This is a genomic window from Salinibacter sp. (genome assembly GCF_036626415.1).
In the GTDB taxonomy this organism is placed as follows: Bacteria; Bacteroidota; Rhodothermia; order Rhodothermales; family Salinibacteraceae; genus Salinibacter.
In genome coordinates this window covers 1-19,649 of the sequence record NZ_JAZKRW010000021.1, presented here as the reverse complement: position 1 = coordinate 19,649, position 19,649 = coordinate 1, and the positions used below count along the sequence as shown (strand labels likewise).

Annotated in this window: 20 protein-coding genes; 7 read left to right on the top strand and 13 right to left on the bottom strand. The window is 67.1% G+C overall.

Translation table 11 applies throughout. The features are described from left to right. Positions 1-11 precede the first annotated feature (11 nt). From V5A20_RS04285 to V5A20_RS04260, 6 genes are all read right to left on the bottom strand, one after another. Complete coding sequence (locus tag V5A20_RS04285) at positions 12-1,253, bottom strand: DivIVA domain-containing protein (protein WP_332326787.1); 1,242 nt, start codon at positions 1,251-1,253, stop codon at positions 12-14. A gap of 138 nt (positions 1,254-1,391) precedes the next feature. Continuing rightward, entirely contained in the window at positions 1,392-2,150 is a 759-nt protein-coding gene (locus tag V5A20_RS04280) for a YggS family pyridoxal phosphate-dependent enzyme (protein ID WP_332326786.1), read from the bottom strand. Between the two features lie 142 nt (positions 2,151-2,292). Further along, complete coding sequence (locus V5A20_RS04275; protein WP_332315177.1) at positions 2,293-2,478, bottom strand: CPXCG motif-containing cysteine-rich protein; 186 nt, start codon at positions 2,476-2,478, stop codon at positions 2,293-2,295. A gap of 35 nt (positions 2,479-2,513) precedes the next feature. Beyond that, on the bottom strand, positions 2,514-5,054 hold the full coding sequence (locus V5A20_RS04270; protein ID WP_332326785.1) for an ABC transporter permease: 2,541 nt from the start codon (positions 5,052-5,054) through the stop codon (positions 2,514-2,516). 145 nt (positions 5,055-5,199) lie between these two features. Further along, positions 5,200-5,712, bottom strand: coding sequence for a GAF domain-containing protein (locus V5A20_RS04265; RefSeq protein WP_332315175.1), 513 nt, complete (start codon positions 5,710-5,712; stop codon positions 5,200-5,202). 53 nt (positions 5,713-5,765) lie between these two features. Then, positions 5,766-6,050 (bottom strand): DUF427 domain-containing protein, encoded by a 285-nt coding sequence (locus V5A20_RS04260; protein WP_332315174.1) that lies wholly within the window; start codon positions 6,048-6,050, stop codon positions 5,766-5,768. A 595-nt stretch (positions 6,051-6,645) separates the two neighbouring features. Here V5A20_RS04260 and V5A20_RS04255 point away from each other — a divergent pair. Beyond that, positions 6,646-7,842, top strand: a complete 1,197-nt coding sequence (locus V5A20_RS04255) for a carboxypeptidase-like regulatory domain-containing protein (RefSeq protein ID WP_332315173.1) — start codon at positions 6,646-6,648, stop codon at positions 7,840-7,842. 104 nt (positions 7,843-7,946) lie between these two features. Here V5A20_RS04255 and V5A20_RS04250 read toward each other — a convergent pair whose 3' ends face one another. Together V5A20_RS04250 and V5A20_RS04245 are read right to left on the bottom strand one after the other, a co-directional pair. After that, entirely contained in the window at positions 7,947-8,261 is a 315-nt protein-coding gene (locus V5A20_RS04250; RefSeq protein WP_332315172.1) for a hypothetical protein, read from the bottom strand. A gap of 335 nt (positions 8,262-8,596) precedes the next feature. Next, positions 8,597-8,986 carry a TIGR03643 family protein gene (locus V5A20_RS04245; protein WP_332315171.1) on the bottom strand — a complete coding sequence of 130 codons (390 nt, stop codon included), beginning with the start codon at positions 8,984-8,986 and terminating at the stop codon, positions 8,597-8,599. A gap of 487 nt (positions 8,987-9,473) precedes the next feature. Between V5A20_RS04245 and V5A20_RS04240 the strand changes: the two genes are divergently transcribed. Next, positions 9,474-9,857, top strand: coding sequence for a hypothetical protein (locus V5A20_RS04240; protein WP_332315170.1), 384 nt, complete (start codon positions 9,474-9,476; stop codon positions 9,855-9,857). 136 nt (positions 9,858-9,993) lie between these two features. Here V5A20_RS04240 and V5A20_RS04235 read toward each other — a convergent pair whose 3' ends face one another. After that, a complete protein-coding gene (locus V5A20_RS04235; protein WP_332326784.1) occupies positions 9,994-10,467 on the bottom strand; it encodes a hypothetical protein in 474 nt (157 codons plus the stop codon). Between the two features lie 483 nt (positions 10,468-10,950). Here V5A20_RS04235 and V5A20_RS04230 point away from each other — a divergent pair, with 483 nt between their 5' ends. The 5 genes from V5A20_RS04230 (at position 10,951) to V5A20_RS04210 (ending at position 17,532) form a co-directional block, all read left to right on the top strand. Next, positions 10,951-11,802: an uS10/mL48 family ribosomal protein gene (locus tag V5A20_RS04230; RefSeq protein ID WP_332315168.1), complete on the top strand. Its 852-nt coding sequence runs from the start codon at positions 10,951-10,953 to the stop codon at positions 11,800-11,802. Between the two features lie 119 nt (positions 11,803-11,921). Further along, positions 11,922-12,440, top strand: coding sequence for a 3'-5' exonuclease (locus V5A20_RS04225; protein WP_332315167.1), 519 nt, complete (start codon positions 11,922-11,924; stop codon positions 12,438-12,440). Positions 12,441-12,605: 165 nt separating this feature from the next. Continuing rightward, a complete protein-coding gene (locus V5A20_RS04220; RefSeq protein WP_332315166.1) occupies positions 12,606-13,118 on the top strand; it encodes a single-stranded DNA-binding protein in 513 nt (170 codons plus the stop codon). Between the two features lie 193 nt (positions 13,119-13,311). Next, on the top strand, positions 13,312-14,847 hold the full coding sequence (locus V5A20_RS04215; RefSeq protein WP_332326783.1) for an HAL/PAL/TAL family ammonia-lyase: 1,536 nt from the start codon (positions 13,312-13,314) through the stop codon (positions 14,845-14,847). A 105-nt stretch (positions 14,848-14,952) separates the two neighbouring features. Continuing rightward, on the top strand, positions 14,953-17,532 hold the full coding sequence (locus V5A20_RS04210) for a UvrD-helicase domain-containing protein (RefSeq protein ID WP_332326782.1): 2,580 nt from the start codon (positions 14,953-14,955) through the stop codon (positions 17,530-17,532). A 66-nt stretch (positions 17,533-17,598) separates the two neighbouring features. Here the strand turns inward: V5A20_RS04210 and V5A20_RS04205 are convergent, their stop codons facing one another. The 4 genes from V5A20_RS04205 to V5A20_RS04190 all read right to left on the bottom strand — a co-directional run bounded on the left by V5A20_RS04205 (position 17,599) and on the right by V5A20_RS04190 (position 19,300). Further along, positions 17,599-17,997, bottom strand: coding sequence for a hypothetical protein (locus V5A20_RS04205; RefSeq protein ID WP_332326781.1), 399 nt, complete (start codon positions 17,995-17,997; stop codon positions 17,599-17,601). 116 nt (positions 17,998-18,113) lie between these two features. Continuing rightward, complete coding sequence (locus V5A20_RS04200) at positions 18,114-18,608, bottom strand: hypothetical protein (RefSeq protein WP_332315162.1); 495 nt, start codon at positions 18,606-18,608, stop codon at positions 18,114-18,116. Further along, positions 18,605-18,829 carry a UPF0175 family protein gene (locus V5A20_RS04195; RefSeq protein WP_332315161.1) on the bottom strand — a complete coding sequence of 75 codons (225 nt, stop codon included), beginning with the start codon at positions 18,827-18,829 and terminating at the stop codon, positions 18,605-18,607. Before V5A20_RS04195 ends, V5A20_RS04200 begins: the two co-directional genes overlap by 4 nt. 195 nt (positions 18,830-19,024) lie before the next feature. After that, complete coding sequence (locus tag V5A20_RS04190) at positions 19,025-19,300, bottom strand: type II toxin-antitoxin system VapC family toxin (RefSeq protein WP_442978383.1); 276 nt, start codon at positions 19,298-19,300, stop codon at positions 19,025-19,027. Positions 19,301-19,649 lie beyond the last annotated feature (349 nt).

Sequence of the window (19,649 nt, the reverse complement as noted above, 5' to 3'; positions counted from 1 at the left end):
CGAGCGCGGTGCTATTCCTCCATGTCTTCGAGGATGCTCCAGATCTTCTCAATCTCTTCGGAGGTCGCCTCCTCGGCATTCTCCGAGCGGGTGTTCTTCTTCGGGTCGTTCGTCTGCTCGGCATCGGAGGAGGAGGCCGTAGGAGCGTCGCCCGTCTCCGTGTCCGACCGGGGCGACGGGTCGGCCGGCTGGTCCGGCGTGTCGCGGTCGGTAGGCGCGTCGGAAGAGGCGGCGTCCGGGTCCTGGCGGCCGGAAGAGGGACGGGGGGACGGAGGCGTCTCGCTCGCGAGGTTCTCCGTGAACACCTCCGACGGAGGGGGGACGGACGACTCGTTGGTGGGAGAGGGGGCGTGTGCTGGCGGCTCGGTGTCCGCAGGAGCCCCTCCTTCGGCCGGGGCAGGCTCGTCCGAGTCTGTGTCGCTTGTCGTGGCCGGAGCAGCCGTCGGGGCCGTTGCAGGCGGGTCGTGGTCGTCGCCACGGGCTGGGTTGCCGGCGGCCTCGTCGCCCGCGGCCTCGCCGCCCCCCACATCCGGGGAGGCAAGAGAAGAGGCGTCGGGGCCGGTCGGAGTGTCGTCCGCGACGGCAGTAGAGTCCGCATTCTCCGACGGTGCATTCTCCGACGGGGTGAGGTCCGGCGCGGAGGAGGCCTCGGACGGACTGCCAGGGCCGGGAGGGGCGGGGTCGGAGGGCGGGGGGGCGTCGGCCGGTGACGGTTCTGCGGATGGGTTGGAGGGAGGCCCGGACGGTTCGTGCTCCTGATCGTAGGCCTCCAGCACTTCGAGCTCCGAGTTCAGGAACGCCCGCAGCCGCGCCAGGGCCTCGGTGCGTCGGTTCTGGAGGCGTCGGATGTCGGCCTCCAACTGCTTACGCTCGGCCTCCGCGTCCTGGGTGATGTCCTGGGCCTGCTCCTTGGCCTCCTCTACGATGCGGTCGGCGTCGCGCTCAATGTCTGCCGCCTCGGCCTTCGCCTCCTTCACGATGCGTTCGGCCTTCTCGCGAGCATTTTCGAGGGTCTCCTCGGCGTTCTTTCGGGTCTGGTCGAGGGCCTGCTGCAGGGCCTCCTCAACCTCCTGGTAGTGGTCCATTCGGCTTCTTAGCTCCTCCACCTTGTTTTTCAGGCGGCGGCGCTCGTCGTCCAGGTCCTCCCACTGTTCGGCGACCATGTCGAGAAACGCGTCGACCTCCTGGGGGTCGTATCCGCGAAGGCTCCGGTCAAACTCTCGCTTTCGAATGTCGAGCGGCGTGAGCGTCATGGCGGTGCTGGCTTGGGGAACAACGTGCGGCGGTCGGCCGCGGGAAGCCGACGAGGTGTTCTTCAGCGTACCGTGTACTCACCAAGCTGCCCCGACACTGTTTCGGGGCGGCCCGGGTTTGGGGCGTCCGCGTCCCGGCTACTCGTAGTCGCGAGGCCCGAAGATTGAGGTGCCAAGCCGGATCATGGTGCTCCCCTCCTCGATGGCCACCTCGAAGTCGTTGCTCATCCCGATGGACAGCTCCGCCATTTCCACCTGCGGGTTGTCGGACGCGTCGTAGGTGTCGAACAGCGTCCGCATCTTCTGAAACTCGCCCCGCACCTCCTCGGGGTCGTCCACGAACGAGCCGAGGGCCATGAGCCCCCGAATGGCGAGGTGGTCGTACTGCGCACAGTGGTCGAGGTAGTCGTGGGTCTCGGACGGGTCGAGGCCGTACTTTTGCTCGTCGCCCGTGATGTTGACCTGCACGAGGCACGGGATCGTTCGGTCGTTCTTGGCGGCCCGCTTGTCGAGCTCCTCCGCGAGGCGGGGGCTGTCGAGGGCGTCGAACCAGTCGGCGTGGCGGGCGATGAACTTGGCCTTGTTGGTCTGGAGGTGGCCCACCATGTGCCACTTGATGTCTCCGCCTTCGAAGGCGCCCGGCCGGGCCTTTGCCTTGTCGCGGAGCTGCCGGGCCCGGTTTTCGCCGAAGTGCTTCAGGCCCGCGCCCGTGCCGGACGCGATGGCCTGCATCGGAAATGTCTTGGAGACGGCGACGACGGTGATCTCGTCGGGGGACCGCCCGGCCCGTTCGCAGGCCTGGGCGATGCGGGCCTGGATCGACTGAACCCGTTCGTGGACGGCGTCGGGTTGGATCTGGGCTTCCACCTCCGGGGTGGCGTCCGGAATCTTGCTCATGTGCGGGGAGGAGTGTGCGTGCGGCGGAGCGCGAGCGAACCGGGTACTGGTATCTCGATGTGGGCGTGCGTGATCCGGCGCGGGCGGTTGCGAGGGCGGGGCCCATCGAGAGGGGCCGGCCCGTCCGTGGGGCCTCGAGCGGCTACTGGGTCGGCTGCACGTCGAACGACACCACACGGCCGCCCTGGGCGACGACGTGGATGCGGAGGGGCCGGCAGCAGACGCCGCAGTCTTCGATGTAGGTCTGCTCGCGGACCGACGGGTCGACGAGCACGGCGGTCGTTTCCCAGCAGTGCGGGCACGTGAACGTCTGTTCGCGAACGTTCATGGGATTCGAGGGCCGGGGCGGGTGCGAGTGGAGGGTTACGTCTCCGTCCGAAGCACGTCGAGGGGCGGGCGGTCGTAGAGGCCGCGGCTGTTCCAGAGGCCGATCCCAATCGTCACGACCACCGCGAGCACGAAGGCGGACAGGAGGACCAGTGGGGCCACCACGAAGGGCCCGTTGAAGACGAAGTATGAGAGGCCCCACGCGCCGGCCAGGGCGAGCAAGAGACCCGTTGCGGCCGCAAAGGCCCCCAGGAAGAGATACTCCACCGTCATGATCGTCTGCACGGTGCGGCGCGACGCCCCCAGCGTTTTCAAGAGCACGCTCTCCTCGGCCCGCTGGTAGCGGCTCACCACCACCGCCCCGGCCAGCACGATCAGGCCCGTGAACACGCTAAAGAGGGCCATGAATCGAATCACGTACGCCAGGCGCCCGAAGAGGTCTCGGAACGTGGACAGGACCAGCGAGAGGTCGATGGCGGAGACGTTCGGGTACGCCTGCACCACGTTCCGCTGCGCCGCCGCGGACGCGTCCCCGTCCGGGGTGCGGCTGAGGAGCACGTAGGACTGCGGGGCCGATTCGAGCACGCCCTCCGGAAAGACCACGAAGTAGTTGGTGCCCACGCGCTGCCAGTTCACGTCGCGCAGGCTGGAAATGTAGGCCGTGACCGGGCGGCCCTGCACGTCGAACGTGAGGGTGTCCCCGAGGCCCACGTTCAGCTCTTCCCGGGCCATCTCCGCCTCCATCGAAACGGGGACGGCCTCGCCGGACTGCAGCGGGGTGCCCTCGACGGCCCCGACGAACTCGCCCTCGACGATCGTTTCGGCATCGGTCAGGTGGTCGCGGTACGTGACGCGGTACTCCCGCTCGTAGGCCCAGCCGACGTTGACCGTCGAGTCTTGGCGCAGGGCGTCAAGGGAGCGTCCCTTGAGGGCGCGCAGCCGGGTCGTCACGATGGGCTCGGTGGCCAGAACCGGAGCGCCGGCCTTTTCGACCGCGTCGCGGACGCCGTCAATCTGATCGTTCTGGATGTCAAACATCACGAGGTTGGGGCGATCCTCGCCGCCGGCCACCTGAATCTGCTCGAGGAGCGTGCGCTCGACGAGCACGAGGGTGGTGATGAGAAAGACGCCCAGGCCCAGCGTCAGCAGGAGCACGGTCGTCTGGTTCTGGGGACGGTACAGGTTGGCCAGGCCCTGCCGCCAAGGGTAGGGCCACGAGGTGGGAAAGTAGCGGCGCACGCCCGCCATGATGCTGCGGGCCACGAGGGCCAGCACGCCGAAGACGGCGCCCACGCCGGCCGCGTAGCCGAGCCCAATTTCCCAGGTTGGGGCCTGCAGCACCGCAATCCCTGACACCGCCGCCGCGACCGCGGCCGCCACGGCCCACCGGGCGGGGTCGCGCCAGCCGCCGGTCGCGGGCTCCACCTCAGTCCGGAGGGCCTGGAGGGGCGAAACGCCTCGCACCTCCAGCAGGGGCCAGAGCGCGAAGAGGAGCGTCACGCCCAGGCCCACGCCGAGCCCCAGTCCCACGGCGGTCCACGACACCGCAAAGCTCACCTCGACGGGCAGGAAGTCGGCCAGGAGGCGGGGCACGAACGCCTGCAGGCCCACGCCGAGCAGGCTGCCGAGCCCGGCCCCGATCAGGCCGAGCACGCTGGCCTGCGCGAGGTAGATGCGAAACGTGCGCCCGGCCTTCGCGCCTAGACAGCGCAGGACGGCGATCGATGTGAGGCGGCGCTGTACGTACACGTGGACGGCACTCGCCACGCCGAGGCTTCCCAGCAACAGTGCGACGAAGCCGGCGAGCCCCAGGAAGCGAGACAAGTCGCTGAGGCCGTCCTGCCAGTTGGACGCCTCCTCCTCCACCGTATCCAGGTCCAGGTCGTGCCGGTCCAGGTACGGGTCGATCTCTGCGATAAGCGCATTCATGTCGCGGTCGTCCCCGAAGGCGAACATGACTTCGTACTCCACGCGGCTGCCTTGCCCGAACAGGGATGTGTCGAGACGAGCGCGCGGCAGGTAGATGCGGGGGCTGGCGGCGGAGGTGAAGCTCGACTCGCCCGGGGCCTGCTCCAGCTCGCCGAGGATGGGGTAGGAGACCTCTCCGATGCGGATGGAATCGCCGACCTCCGCCTCGAACTGACGCAGCAGTGTCTTGTCCACGAGCGCCCCGTCGTCGGCCTGATAGCGGGCCGCCGCGTCGCCGGGGCGCGTTTCCAGGGCGCCGTAAAAGGGGAAGCCCCCCTCCACGGCCCGCACGGCGGAGAGTCGTGTGTCGCCGCTGGACGGGAAGTAGGCCATCGACGCGAACGACACGCGGCGTGATTGGGTGCCGCCGATCGAGTCGAGGAGGGCCTCGGTGGAGTCCGAAAACGGCGAGTCACTTTCAATCTTCAGGTCGGCCCCCAACAGCGTCTTCGCCTCCCGGTCAACCGTGCGCGTCAGGTTTTCGCCGAAGCCCCGAATGGCCACGAGGGCCGCCACGCCCAGCACCATCGCCGAAAGGTACAGGGCGAGGCGCGAACGGCTGCCGCGGCTGTCACGCCACGCCATTTTTAGGATCCAGGGGAGCTTCATGCAGGAAAAACAGCTTTGGAAGACATGTCGAAGAGGGCGGGCGGCGGGACACGCGACCGGGCGTGTGGGGCGCAATGCGTGAGGAGTCGTGCCTGGTGAGAGCCCACGCGGCAGTGCTGAGGCCCGCACCGCGCCTCATTTCTCATCACCGAAGCGGTGTATTGCCGAACCGCTCCCCTAAGTCCTCACACAGCGCCTCCAGGTGCTCCCGGTCGGTCTCGTCAAAGGCGCCGAGGGTGTCGGAGTCGACGTCGAGCACGGCCAAGAGCTCCTCGCCTGGCGTGAGAACGGGCACGACGATTTCCGACTGGGTGGACGACTGGCAGGCGATGTGGTCCGGGGCCTCCGAGACGTCCGGCCAGAGCTGCGTCTCGCGGGTCCGGGCCGCCGCGCCACACACGCCCCGCCCAACATCAATGCGGAGGCAGCCGTGCGGGCCCTGGTACGGGCCCACCAGCAACTCGTCCGCCGACACGGCCCGGTAGAAGCCCGTCCAGTCGTACTGATCGAGCGAGTGGTGAAGCTCGCACGCCACGGTCGCCATCGCTGAAATCCAGTCGGAGGTGTCGCCGAGCAGGGCGTCGATTCGGCGGCGCGCGTCGGTGTAGCGGCGTGCCTTGTTCTGCGCGGTTGCAGTCGGAACAGAGGAAGAGGACACAGAAGGCGGGGGCGAGTCGGGGAGAAATGTTCTCGGGGGCGAGACGGCGGATCCTACTCCGCCACCTCCACCTGGCTGGCGTAAAAGGCCACGTGGTCTTTAAGCTCGGATGCCTCGTCGGACGGATCCGGGTAGTACCAAGCGGCATTTTCCGCGCGATCCCCGTTGTCTACCAGATCGTAATAGTGGGCCTTGCCCTTCCACGGACAGGTGGTGCGGTGGTCGCTCTTCTTGAAGTGGTCCTTGTTCAGCGACTCGGGCGGGAAGTAGTGGTTGCCCTCAACGACGACGGTGTCGTCACTCTCGGCAAGGACGGTGTCGTTCCAGGTGGCTTTCATGGCAGTTGGGTGGTTGTGATGAGAGATGTACGCAACGGACTCTGTATTGTAAGCCATGGGGTTTCTCTGACAGCACGTGCGTTACGGATTCGCGGCTTGCAGGTGCCGCGTCGTGTCGAAGTTGTTGCAGGGTCGGGGCATTCTGGAGGTGCAGGTACGGCAAGAGTGCGCCGGCGACGCAATGTGAGACGCCCTGGTTCCGATGGATCCCCGTTTTTGGGAAGGATCCCGCTCCACGTCACGGCCTTGGAGGACCGGGAAGGTGCTCCCTTTGTGAGGGAACGTCAACACACCAAGTTCTGAAGAGGCCAGTCCGCCACTGCGTTGAAGCCTTGCCCCGCGAGACCCCGGGGGACGATGCCCGGAAGAGGTGACGTTCGGAGAAGGTGTTGCCGGACAGGCGGGTCTCGTGCCGTGGAGCCGTTGTAACTTCGTGATTCCCGTCACACACGCACCCTTTACACACGCCCCCTCAAGAACGTGCGTGTGACCGAAGACGTACCTGTCGTCCGAGCCCCGCCAATGTGGAGTCCAGTCTCAATTCGCATGCCTCCCGGTTGCGTCCACCGCCTCCTCCTCAACGCTACTTCGCACCATGCGTCGTGACACAGCCTGTTGCCGCCGTCTCCTGCCGCTCGTTCTTTTCGCTCTGCTTGCCGCCGGGCAGGGGGGGCATGCGCAACAGCCGGATCCTGCCCGCGGCCGGGCGACGCTCGTGGGCACCGTTGTAGACTCGGCGACTGGCACTCCCATGTCGGACGTGAACGTCTTCATCGCGGGCAGCATGCGGGGGACGGTCACAGGCGACCAGGGGCGCTTCCGACTGACGGGGGTCCCGCTTGGGGCGCAGCAGCTCTACGTTTCCTTCGTGGGGTACGAGGCGACGTCCCGCAGCCTCAACCTTCGTGAAGCGAGAACATACCGCTTCGAGTTTGCCTTGCAAGAGACGGTCCTCGAGGGAGAGGGGGTCGTCGTCGAGGCCGAGCGAGACGAGCAGTGGCAGCGGCGCTTTGAGCGGTTCAAGGCGGCCTTTCTGGGCGAGACGCCCAATGCGGAGCAGGCGGACATTCTGAACCGGGAGGTGCTCAGCTTCGACGGCGGGTTGGGCTCGCTGGAGGCCTTCGCCGCCCGGCCCATCGTGATCGAGAACCGTGCGCTTGGCTACCGGGTGGAGTATCACCTGGAGGATTTCAAGGTCACTCGGCGGCGGACGCAGTATGACGGGGAGCCGTTCTTCGAAGAGCTGGAGGGCAGCCCGGCCCAGAAGGCGAAGTGGGAAAAGGCCCGTCGGGAGGCGTTCCTCGGGTCCTTTCATCACCTCATGCTCGCCATGATCGAGGGTCGGGTGGAAGAGCAGGGCTTCAAGCTGTTCCACCGCCAGGATGCGCCAGGGGGACCTCCAGGCACTTCGTCGTCGGGCCCACCTGGAAGCGGCAACTTCGGAGCAGGGGGCCCCGGAGGGTCTGGGGGGCGAATGTCCATCGACGTGGGCGACATCATGACGGATGGGGACAGGCCGAACGAACACCTCCTTGACTTCCGGGGGGCGGCCGAGGTTATCTATCTCGGGGAGAAACAGAGCGAGGCCTATTCGAACTGGCGGGCGGAGCGCACCGGACGCCGGAGCGGGCGGGCGCCTCGCTACCAGACCTCCCAGTTTTGGTTGGAGCGGGGCCCGGCGACGGTCGACTACAAAGGCGAAGTCGTGGAGCGGTACGGCGTGACGGTGTCGGGGTACTTCGGGTTCGAGCGGGTGGCCGATCAGGTGCCGAAGGAATACCGCCCGCGATAGGCGCCGGTCGGGTCAACTGGTGGGGGGCGGCAGGAGCGCCCGCGGTCCCCCAGGCCAGTGGCAGCGGGATCGGCCGGCCCCGTGCCTTCCCGGTTTGCGCCGTATCAGCCGGAGGCGGGAAGGTAGCTCATCTCCGGCCCGATCGAGTCTGCCAGCTTGAGCTCCTCCACGACGTGCCGTTTCGCCTTCGCCCCCAACTGTGGCCACCGAGCGTGGGCGAGGCGACCCAGCTCGATCGGAAGGCCGTATACCGCGTACCACTCTTCCGCGAACTGCTCTCCCCGCTCCTCGCTCATCCTGCGACGCAGCTGTTGTAGGTTCTCGGCCTGCCGGTCGAAGTCGGGCGTCCGACTTCCGAATAGTCGCTCGAACTGATCCAGAAGGTCAGAGCGGGAAGGCGCAGAGCCTGTGTCGTCCATGGGCCTTTGGGGCTGTGGAGGGATGGGTGTGGCGGGATGAGTATATCAGACGCCCGGCTGTGATCGCTGGGGCTGAGCCCAGCCATCAAAAGGGCACCCCAGTGAGACAGAAAAAGGCAGACCGACGTCCCCTGATCCGCAAAATGGATGCCTCCCCAGAAGAGACTCCTACCGGCGGCGAACGGGAAGCGGCTGTACGGCTCTACCGACAGGCAGTTTTCGGGGCAAGCTTCACGGGCGCCGCATCGGCACACCGTTCGCGTCGCGCCCGTTCCGAGCACGCCCACGGACACGCCCTCGGAAGTTTGATGGCGGTCGATGCCCCCCGAGGACTCCTATGTCTCTCGGCCCGTTTTGTCACCCTCAGAGGCGTCAGTTGAAGCGTCCGGGCCGCGTGAGATGTCCCGGGACGCAGAGGACTCTGGTTCCGGCGCGGGCGTCTCGGTGTCAGGGGGCCCCAGCGGACGGGCGCCGGGGGGACGCTTGCTGACCGAGTTGGTCAGGGAACGCCGGGAGGCGTGCTTCGACGGGCGCCCGCTGACCCGTTCTCGCCACAGCTTCCAGCTTGACCGTTTGAGTCGGGTGCGCATCAGTGCGATGACGGCCTCTTCGTCGAGGCCATACCGTGCCTCGATCGCCTCGAAGGGCACGTCGTCCTTCCAGGCCATGCCGATGACGTGAGACACCTCTTCGTCCGAGAGGCCGTGGTCAGTCTGAACCCCCATGAAGAGAAACGTAGAATCGTGAAGCAGAACGTGAACGAGGACGCCCGGCCCAGACGCCCGGCACGATGGCCGCACCATGGCACAGGCCGTTCTGAGTGCCCGACAGAGGATGCGTTGGTTTGGACACACGGCACACGACAATCGATTCCTGGAAAGCCGTGGCGAGGTTACAAGGTCGAAAGGTCCCACGGTACCCCGAGCGTTCCGCAGGCCGTGTGTCTCCGGCGTGAGCGGCCCCGCTCGTCCCGGCTGCGGGCGCAGTTCAGGGGCCGGCCCCAACTTTCTCCCGGATCGGCGTCCGCCCCACCCCGTTCCTGCTCGAACGCCAAACGAGAAGATGCGCGGCCAGCGCGCCCTTGAAATGCAGAGACAAGAGCCGAGAATAGATAGTGCCCGGGTGCTGCTGCTTTTGCGGGAGAGAAAAAATACTTTCCCCGATGAGCGCCACCAACGCGGGGCGCCTCCGTGCCAACAGACATCATCTGCCATGAACTACATCCGCAGCGCCCTCACGTACGGCGCGATCTTTTGCCTGATCGGTCTCCTCCTCCTGTTCTTCGGCGGCCTCCTTCTCGGGGGCGCGTCCCGGCTGCCGGAGCCTGGTGTTGGATGGTCAAGCGTCCGACCGGGGGAGAGTCCCGTGCAGGCCGGCGTACTGTTCGCGGCGCTGGGGGCCGGGCTCGGCATGCTGGTGGCCCTGTGGGCACAAGCGTCGTGGGGCGAGACGGCCGCTGTCTTGGTCATCATCGCCGGGGGGGTCTGGGCCTTCGGGCCGGCGGGGGCAGAGGAGGTTTGGCAGGTTGTGTGGCAGATGGGGGGACTCTGGACGGGGATTCTAGGGCAACGCTCCCCCCCGGGATGGGGCATGTAGCACTCGGGCCGGTGCCGCCGTGATGCAGTGGCCATGGACCGCCTGCCGTCAGGACACGTGCCAGGACAGAGTCCATACCGAACCGTCTGCGGCTCGCCGTTGAAATGCAGACGGATGTGTGCTCTCCCCCCGTCTTTTAGGAAAGCGAAAACAACGTTAGGGAGGAGAGGTACCGGACAAGGTGGGAGAAGGACGTGATGCTTTGGTTCTGCTCGGCGGTCCACCTCCGGGCCTCTTCCTGGCTCTCGGCCGTGTAGAAAAGTGGCAAAGACGACGCCTGCTGGATGCGCTGTTTGAGCGCTTCCATCTCGGTTCTCGCAAGCAAATTGTCCTCATGGACAACCGCGACGTGCCGAATGCCGGCCGTCGCGACTTTTGGCATCCACGCCCGCACAAGCCATTCCACGCTGGATCTCGGATGGGCCGTAACGCGTCTCGTATCGACAATCAGTCCCGAGACTGCCCGTGAACGAACAAACTCAAGAAGCTGATTCGCCCCGTACCGGAGCTCCTCACCGGTGGGCTGCCCGTCCCATCGAAACCGCACGGCGTTGATGTCAGGATCGACGTCCATCGAATAGAAATGAGAGCGTTCGCAGACTGAAGGCATGGCCGGTTGGGAGATCTGATTGAGGACCGGATCGGACGGCCTTTTCCCTTCGATGCGATGGAGAGGAGGCCGGTATGGCGAGGCGGGTCCCTTGCGGGACTAAGACGGGGGAGATCCACCCGCGGACGACAGTTTCGAGGCACCTTTCTGGTCTTGTTATCGAGCAAAACGAAGGGCTTTTAAGTGCGAGCCCTCAGATGTTGACTAAAAGTGAAGCCCCCAGGCCGAGCCTCGGTCTGGTTCCGCGAGAAGACGGGCGGACTCCAGAAACGAAGCGTGGGGGGGCCGTTGCTGCGGCCTACGTGAAAAACTCCGAAACAGACGCTCTGGGGCGAGACCCTAGCCCACCGGGTCCCGTTTGTGAGTGGCACTGCCAAAAAGAAATGCAAACGCCCGCGAAGAGGCCTCCGACTGTGGAGAAGCCGACGCGGGAGCATCCATGATCGCCGCACAGGGTCCCGTCCCACCAATTCGTTTGCCTGCATGACCGACTCGCCCCCACACGCTTCAAACGACGGCCCCCCGTCCGCCGGGACCGAGAGGGCCTCGTACCTCAAGACCTGTAGCGATTGTGGACAGCTAATCCGGATGGCCTCGTCCGACGACGGGACGTGGCAGTCCCTGGAGCCGAGCCCAGAAGACCTCTCCTCCGCCCCCCCGCACGAGTGTGGAGGGCTCCCCAAAATCAGTCAGGACTGGAGCCTGGAGGCCCTGGGCCACCCCCTCACCTGCAGGCTCGATTGCTGGTGGTGCGGAGAGGAGGTGTGCCTGCACACCGACGGCAGCGGCCCATTCACGCTCTTCGACGACTTGAGTTGGCCGTGGCCGGTTCACGACTGCTGGCACCAGCACAGTGACGAACGCGACCGGGCCCTCCTAAAATTCGAGAGTGATCTCCGAGCCATGGGGTACCAGGGGCACGGCCGCCTGATCAACCTCGCGCCCTCGTCGATCCCGGACGCGATTCCGCCGAAGGGACGCAAGAACCCGCCCGTGCTCCAGATCCGCCTCTCAAGCACGGATCATCAGATGGTGGACCGGGCCGTGCACCAGATCACCCAGTTTGTGTCCGAGCGGCGGTCCCAAGCGCCGGTCGCGGTCCCCCTTCCGGTTGAGAAGAAAAGCGACGAGGCGGTGGGCACACGTCAAGACGAGACGAACGGACGTCCAGACCGTGAGCAGCCGTTTACCCAGCACGTTCACCACCGCGCGATCGAAATGTGGACGGCCGGCCCCAAGCTGGTCGCCCAGCTCGGACAGGTTCAGCTGCCGGAGGCCGTAGACGTCACCGTGCGGCAGGCAAAGAGTCGGTCTGCGGGGAACGGTCACTCCTAGCTCCGGCCATCCTCACTCCGGCCTTCCGCCCCGGAGCGTGCGGCACACGGGACGGGCGGGCGCCGCGTGTGTTGGGGCGGTTTTGGCCGGACGAATCTCGAACCCATCGCTGCCTGAAAATGAATATCTTTCTCGACACGGAGACCACCGGTTCTGGTTCTGAGGACGCCGTGATCGAAATCGGCGTCGTGACCGCTCAGGGGGAGGTGCTGATCAGTACCCTCGTGGCTCCCCTTGCTCCGGTCACCCGTGGCGCCCGACGTGTGCACGGCATCACGGACGAGGAGCTGGCGGATGCGCCTCCGTTCCCGGTCGTCGCCGACCGGCTGGAGACCGTGTTCAGGGACGCCGATCGCGTTTGGACCTTCGGCCCGACCTACGACCGGCGCATGCTTCTGCAGACGGCTGCCCTGGCCGACCGGCCCGACACCCACCGCCGGATTCAAGGCGGCACGTGGAGAGATCTCCAACCCCGGGCAACCCGCCTCCTTGGAGACACGGAGCGGGTTGCCCTCACCGACGCTGCGAAGCGTCTGGACGTAGCAATCCCCACAGAGGGGGATCACCACCGGGCCCTCTACGACGCCAAGCTCGCGCGCCGCGTCTGGACGAGCGTCCGGCGCCCTGCCTCCAACTGAGGCCTGTTTTTGTGCGAGGGGAGGGCCTGGATGGGGGCTGCCCCTGAGCAGGATCGATCGTTTAAACGATCACACATTGACGATGCATCTCAACGTATCAGCGTCGGTTCAAGACCTGTACTCTCATACCATCATTGCCTGTCGACAACACCCGTTTAGAGCGTCATGGCCCGAAGCGTAAACAAAGTCGTCCTCATCGGCAATCTCGGGGACGACCCGGAGCTCCGATACACCGGCAGCGGGACGGCCGTCTGCAACATGAGCCTTGCCACCAACGAGTCCTACACCAACAGCGACGGGGAGGAAGTCCAGCAGACCGAGTGGCACGACGTGGTGGCCTGGGGCCGCCTCGGGGAGGTGTGCAACGAGTATCTCGAGAGGGGCTCGCAGGTCTACTTCGAGGGGAAGATCAAGACCAACCAGTGGGAGGACCAGGACGGCAACACCCGCTACTCGACGGAGGTGAAGGCCCTGGAGGCCACATTTCTTGGGGAGGGCCCGGAGGGCGCCGTGCCCGGCGGCGGACAGCCGGCACAGGAGCAGTCTCCTGCGCCGAGCCAGCGGCGGTCCGGCGGCCGGGGAGGATCCTCGGGCGGAGGGGCGTCGGGCCCGTCCGGCGGAGACGGACAGCCAGGTGGGGACGAGACCTTCGAGCCCGACGACGACCTCCCCTTCTAGAGCGCCGGCCGGTGCGCCCGGAGTGAATCGGTGTCGCCGCTGGTGCAAGACGCTGCGTCTCCGCAGGCCCTCCAACGGGGGGGTACCGGCCCGCGCGGTGGACCCATCGCCTGTAGCCCCCTGGCCGAGCGGGTCTGCTTCGGTCTCCTGCGTGCCTGCTTTCAAATAGATCCCCCTCGACTGACGTCCGCCGATGTCCGAACCCTCCGCCCCGGACGGGCCCGTGCTGCAACTCGGGCCCGACACCACCCTCACCTGCGAGGACGTCGAGGCGGCGTCCCGCGCCGACGCCACGCGGCTCCGGACGACTGACGCGGCCGAGGAGGCCCTCGCGTCTTCGCGTATGGCCCTGAAGCGCGCCCGGAAGGCCGGGCGGCCCGTCTACGGCGTGACGACCGGCCTCGGGCCGCTGGTCGACGAGGACGTGGGCCCCGACGAAGACGCTACACCCGGCGACGAGCCGGGACGAACATTGATCGCGCACCTCGGGGCGGGGGCCGGATCGTTTGCGCCCCCGCCGCTCGTCCGCGCCACGATGATTGCGCGACTGCAGACGCTGGCCCAGGGCCACTCGGCCGTGCGGCCCGCGGTCGTGGACGCGGTGATTGAGGTGTTCGAAGCCGGACTGATCCCGGCGGTCCCGGAAATCGGGTCGCTGGGGGCGAGTGGTGACCTCACGCCGCTCGCCCACATCGCCCGGGCCTGCACCGGGGAGGGGGCGGTGGTGGCGAGCGACGGCGAGCTCGTGGACGCGGCCGAGGCGCTCGACGAGGCCGGGCTCGATCCACTGCGGCTGGGGCGCCGCGACGCCCTCGGACTGGTCAACGGGACGGCGTTCATGACGGCCTACGCGGCGCTCGCCGTGGCCCGCGGCCGGCGTCTGCTGGAGCGGGCCGAGGCCCTCACGGGCCTGATCTACCGGCTTCTGGGGTGCTCGACGGAGGCCCTGGACGCGCGCCTCCATCGGGCCCGTGGCCACGCGGGCCAGGTCCGCAGCGCCGCCGCGATCCGGGCCGTGGCGACGCAGGACGGCGAGCCCGACGCCGAGGGCCGCCCCCTTCAAGAGGTGTACTCGCTTCGCTGTGCCCCCCAGATCCTTGGGGCGGTCCGTGAGCAGCTCCGGCACGCCCGTGACCTCGTCGAGACGGAGCTGAATGGGGCCGTCGACAATCCCGTGTTCGACGCGGACGGGGCGGACGTCCTCCACGGGGGCAACTTCCAGGGCCAACAGGTGGCGTTCGCCGCCGATGCCCTGAACGAGGCCCTCACCCAGGCGGGCGTGCTGGCCGAGCGCCAACTGGACGTGCTCCTGTCCCCGGACCAGAACGGCGGGGCCCCGCCGCTCCTCGCCTGGGAGCCGGGGCCCAACAGCGGGTTTGGGGGGACCCAGCTGACCGCGACGGCCCTGGTGGCCGAGATGCGCAACGACGCGCAGATGGCGGCCACCTCCTCGATCCCGACCAACGGGGACAACCAGGACATCGTCTCTATGGGTGCCCTCGCGGCGCGACGAGCGCACGGCCAGACGCGCCCCCTCGCCACGATTCTGTCGGTCCTGGGACTGGCCCTGGCCCAGCTGACCCACCTCCGCGCGGAGGGGCGGGCCGAGGGACCGGCGCCCAGCCTGCCCGACTGGATGCCCGCCTTCGCCCCCGTCCGCGAGGACCGGGCCCTCCGGGCCGAGATCGACGACTGGACCGACCGCTGGCTGGCCCCGTCCGCGTCGTAGGGCCCCCGTCCCCGCCGCGGGGACTGCCCGAGGGCGGTCCCACCGGAGCGTCTATCCCGGGCCGTCCTGCCCAAACGGCCACGTTTTGAACCCACACCCCTCCGCATGATTGCCCGCGAGCACCTGACCGACGAGCAGACCCGGATCGTCCAGCACGACGAGGGGCCCGCGCTGGTGTTTGCGGTGGCCGGGGCGGGAAAGACGACGTCGCTGGTCCACCGCATCGCGCGCCTCGTGGAAGACGGCGGCGTGGCCCCGACCGACATTCTGGCCAGCTCCTTTAGCCGGGCCACGGCGCAGGACCTGGAGGACGGGCTGACGGCGCTCGGGCTGCCGGGCGCGAACTGCCGGACGCTTCACGCGCTGGGCCGTCAGTTTCTGAAGTGGGCCGAGGCGGAGCACCACTGGTCGCGCCGGCTCGGGGACGAGGACCTCAACCCCTCCCGCCTGGGGCCGGTCCTGGCCGGCCGTGCCCTCACGCGCCTCGCCCGCGAGCGGGACCTCGACGACCACGAGCTGGACATCGATCGGGGCGAGCTGGAGGACCAGGTCAGCGCGTGGAAGGCGCAGCTCTGCTACCCCGACCTCGAAGCGGCGGCCCTCCCGCCGGCGGCGCGCGAGAAGGCCCGCCAGGCGGAGCACGACAACGAGGACTTCGTCACGCTCTACCGGTACTACGAGGAGGAGCGGCGGCGGGAGGGATGGGTTACGTTCGACGACATGCTGCTGGAGGGGTGGGAGGCGCTCCTCCGGTTCGACGACCTGCGGGCCCGGGCGCAGCAGGCGTACGAGCACGTCCTGATCGACGAGTTTCAGGACATCAGCCGCGTCCAGTACGAGATGCTCGACGTCCTCACCGAGCCGCACCGCAACTACATGGCCGTGGGGGACGACGACCAGTGTATCTACGAGTGGCGCGGGGCGGAGCCGTCGTTCATCCTGGACTTTCGGGAGGCCTACGACGCCGACGAGTACCTCATCCGGGACACGTTTCGGTCGCAGGCCCCGCACACGGTTCTCGCCAACGCGGTCATTGCCCACAACGACCACCGGCGCGAGAAGCACCTCAACCTGACCCGCGGCTTCGGCGGCAGCACGCAGGTTCACGCCGCCGACGGGGCCGACGCCGAGGCGACCCACGTGGCCGGCGCCGTTGAGTCTCAGCTCGACACGGGCCGCACCCTGCCCGAGATGGTGGTGCTCGTCCGGCAGTACGCCCAGACCCCCTCCCTCGAGCAGGTCTTCATCGACCGCGACCTGCCCTACCGGATCGTGGGCAACGTGCCGTTCTACCGGCGGCGCCCGGTGCAGGTGCTGCTCCGGCACCTGTTCTGGGGCACCCTCGAGGCGACGGCCCGCGACGACTGGTTCGACCACCGGCGCAACGCGCAGCGCTACGTCGACCGGTTCCAGAAGCTCATGCGGGAGCCGAACCGGTACGTCCGTGCGGACCTGATCACGCGTCTCTGCCGGGAAGCGGTGGGCCAGGAGACGGCGATTACGGACCTTCTGGCCGCCTCGACGGGGCAGATGCACGACCGGACCGCCGAGCGGGTGGAGCGCTTCCTGGACATGGCCGACCAGCTCGTGGACCGCCTCGACGAGCCCGCCCACCGGACCGTCGACTGGCTCCTCAAGGCCCTCGACTACGAAGACTACCTCCGGCGCTACAGCGCCTTCGAGGAGCTGGCCGACCGCCGCATCCGGACGGCCCGGTCGCTCATCGACTTTGCGCGGGGGCACGCCGACGTCGCGTCGGTCCTGCGCCGGATCAAAGAGATCTCCGCCGACCGCCCCGAGCGCGATTCTTCGGCGGACGTGCTGGAGATTCGGAGCATCCACCGGGCGAAGGGCCGAGAGTGGCCCGTCGTGTTCGTGCCGGGCTGCAACGACGGCACAATCCCGACGTCCCGCGACGACAGCAGAACGGCCCTCCCCGACGCGGGCAGCGCAAACAGCGCCTCCGATGATTCCGGTTCCGGGGATTCGTCTCCGGACGACGCCCCGCCCGCCCGCCGGGAGGAGGAGCGTCGCCTCTTCTACGTCGCCCTCACGCGGGCGCAGGAGCAGTTGCACCTGTCCTACGACCGCACCGAGCCGCCGTCGCCCTTCCTGGCGGAGGCCGACGCCGAGCACCGCCTCGCCCTGTGCGACCGGGTGCGGCAGGCCACCGAGCGGCCGGCCGACGACTGGACCGCCGCGGACGTGGCCTGGCTCTGCATCGGGGCCGGGGAGCTGCGTCTCCGCCGCTACCTGGAGGCGTGGTGGAGCCCCACCGAGGCGCAGCGACAGGCCCTCACCCACCACCTCGGCCGCGCAGCGGCGCTCCGAGAGACGGCGGAGGCCGAGAGTGCAGCGTATGCCCGCCACCCCGGCGCCCCCGAGGACGAAGCGCACGACGCCGACCCCACTCCGACGGAGGGGGAGGAGGCCCCTGGGGCGAACGGGCACGCCGGTCAGACGGCAGAACAAGACGCGGGTGCTTCCGGAGAGGCGCGGGTGGACGAGGCGACCGTTCAACAGCTGCGGACGGCATTCGAGGAGGGCCGGGCGGTCGTCGAGGACGCCCTCGGGCTGGCCCCCGACGAGGGCGATGCCGCCCCCGCCCCCGATCACGCCTCGCCCGATGACAAGCCTCCGGGCGTCCCGGAGGACGACGCCGTGGGCGGCACCGTCGCAGAATGAGGGGGACCCGGGCTGTTTCGACGTGGCCGATCCCTGTGCCTCGAGGACGGCGCGCCGGTCGGGGCGCTACAGGCCGACGAGCAGCCCGGTCAGAATGATCGCCACCATGAAGAGAAACGCCGCCACGTAGGTCCAGGCGGTGGCCTGCACGAGCCCCCCACTGCCAAACGTCAGGTCTGCGCGGTCCCTCTGCTGGGCGGATGCGGAGGGCATCGCCGCGCCGGCTCGGCCCTCCGCGGACAGGTGGGGCTCCTCCCCGAGAACGCGGCGGGCCCGGTCGGCCGCGCCCTCCAAGACCCGAAGCTCCACCCCTTCGGTGAATTGGAACGGAGGATGCACGTCGTCGGCCACGACGAAGGCGTCGATCTCGTGTTCGGCCAGCCGGGCCCGGCCGAGCTCAGCGTCTTGGCGGTTCGAGTAGGTCGCTAGAATGGCGGTCTCCTCAGCGGACAGATTTTGAGGCATCGGATCATGATCCGATACGACTTCGACAGCGTTGCTCATCTCGACCAGCAAAGCCGAATCCGCTTGGTCGACCTTGCCCGTAAATGGCACCGGCCCATTTTCAGCTGTAGCGCTGGCTATGCCCTTTCCTCAAATGCCCGTTTTACGCTCTCGAACACCTGCTGATTGATCCGGCCTTTCCTTCTCAGTTCCGCGAGCATTCGACTCGCTTGAGGGATGCCAACTGTCTCTTCACGAACGGCTCGAAGAAGCTGACCAGCAATCCCTGAAATTCTGATTCCAAACTCACGCGCAACCGCTCGACCTGATTCCTCCTCGATCAACAGTGGAAGGTTAAATTCCAACGCGAGCGCAATTGCCTCTCGTTCGCCTGGGTCGAGGTGTTCTGTCTCCACCCGCTCGGAACGGTCAGGCGTTTCTACCTGGAGAAGATCTTCGATTTCGAAGTGAGCCCGGTACGCCTCCTCGCTCTCGAACGGACCGGCTGCCAATTCCCGAAGCACCGCTGGAGGCACAAGAATGCTGTCGTAGAGCTGACGAAAAAACGGGTAGCCCCCATCGATCTTCTCCAGCGAAATCAGCGGACTGGTATCAGAGACGATGCGCTTCACGTGTCGAGCTCAGTCTGGACGTTTGCCTCATTGTCGACAAGAATGGAAAACCCGTAGCGGGGCAACATGTCCTCAAACTCGCGACGGCTCATTCCCAATATCTCTCGCGCTTCACGCCCAGAGAGCTTGCCATTGCTGTACAGCGTGGCCACAAGTGCCTCCCGAGCATACGTCTCGTCAATGTCTCCGAAGCGGTCAGGAAGATCGATCGTCACTTTCATTGGAGCCTGGACCTGTGAGTAGAGAACGTTGACAAAGAAAAACGCACTTCCCGTTGATCAGTTCAGTGACGGGAGCATAACGGCGAAGCTCTGCCGCGACGAGAAATGAAACGATACGAGCCGAGCAGCAAAGGCGCTACCGCCGGAAGTTAGCCCCAGCCCGTCGCCGGCAGCAGTGGTGGGTTCTACAGCCCTTTACGACTTGTTGGCAAGCGGATCGATAACTTCCAACGCCTCGATCCATGCAAAGTCTTCCGTGTTGTGCGTTGCCAGCGGCAGGCCGTGGCTGAGCGCCGTTCCTGCGATCAGCGCATCGCCGAGTGACATGCGGCGCTGCTGGCGAAGTCGAATCGCTTCGGCGATGGCCGAGTGTGACACCGGAAGCACGCTGGCCGCCTTGAAGAACTCCTCTAAAAACTGTTCGTCCTGCCCGGTGAGCTCGTGGTAGCCCAGCGTCTCGACTTTACTGATTGCTGAAACGCAAGGGGCTTCACGAGCGATAAATCTTCGAAGTGCTCCGTGCTGGGGGCTGGCTTGCGTAGATAATCAGATTGCTATCGAGAAGCATGTGCCTCAGTTGTCGCGACCGGGAAGCGGGCGATCACGGCGGATATCACGTTGCCACGCGCTTGGATCCTCACTCCCACCGAACGCGGTCGCCTTCGAGGATGCCTTCGTACGTTCGGAGCATAGCGATGGGCTCGCCGGATAGTGAAAGATAATCTGTGTTTCAACCCGTCACCGGGGCGAAAAGTTTGGGGCTGTATAACGACAAAGATCAGCTGAGATGGGCGGGAAAACGCCCGACAAAATTTGGAAC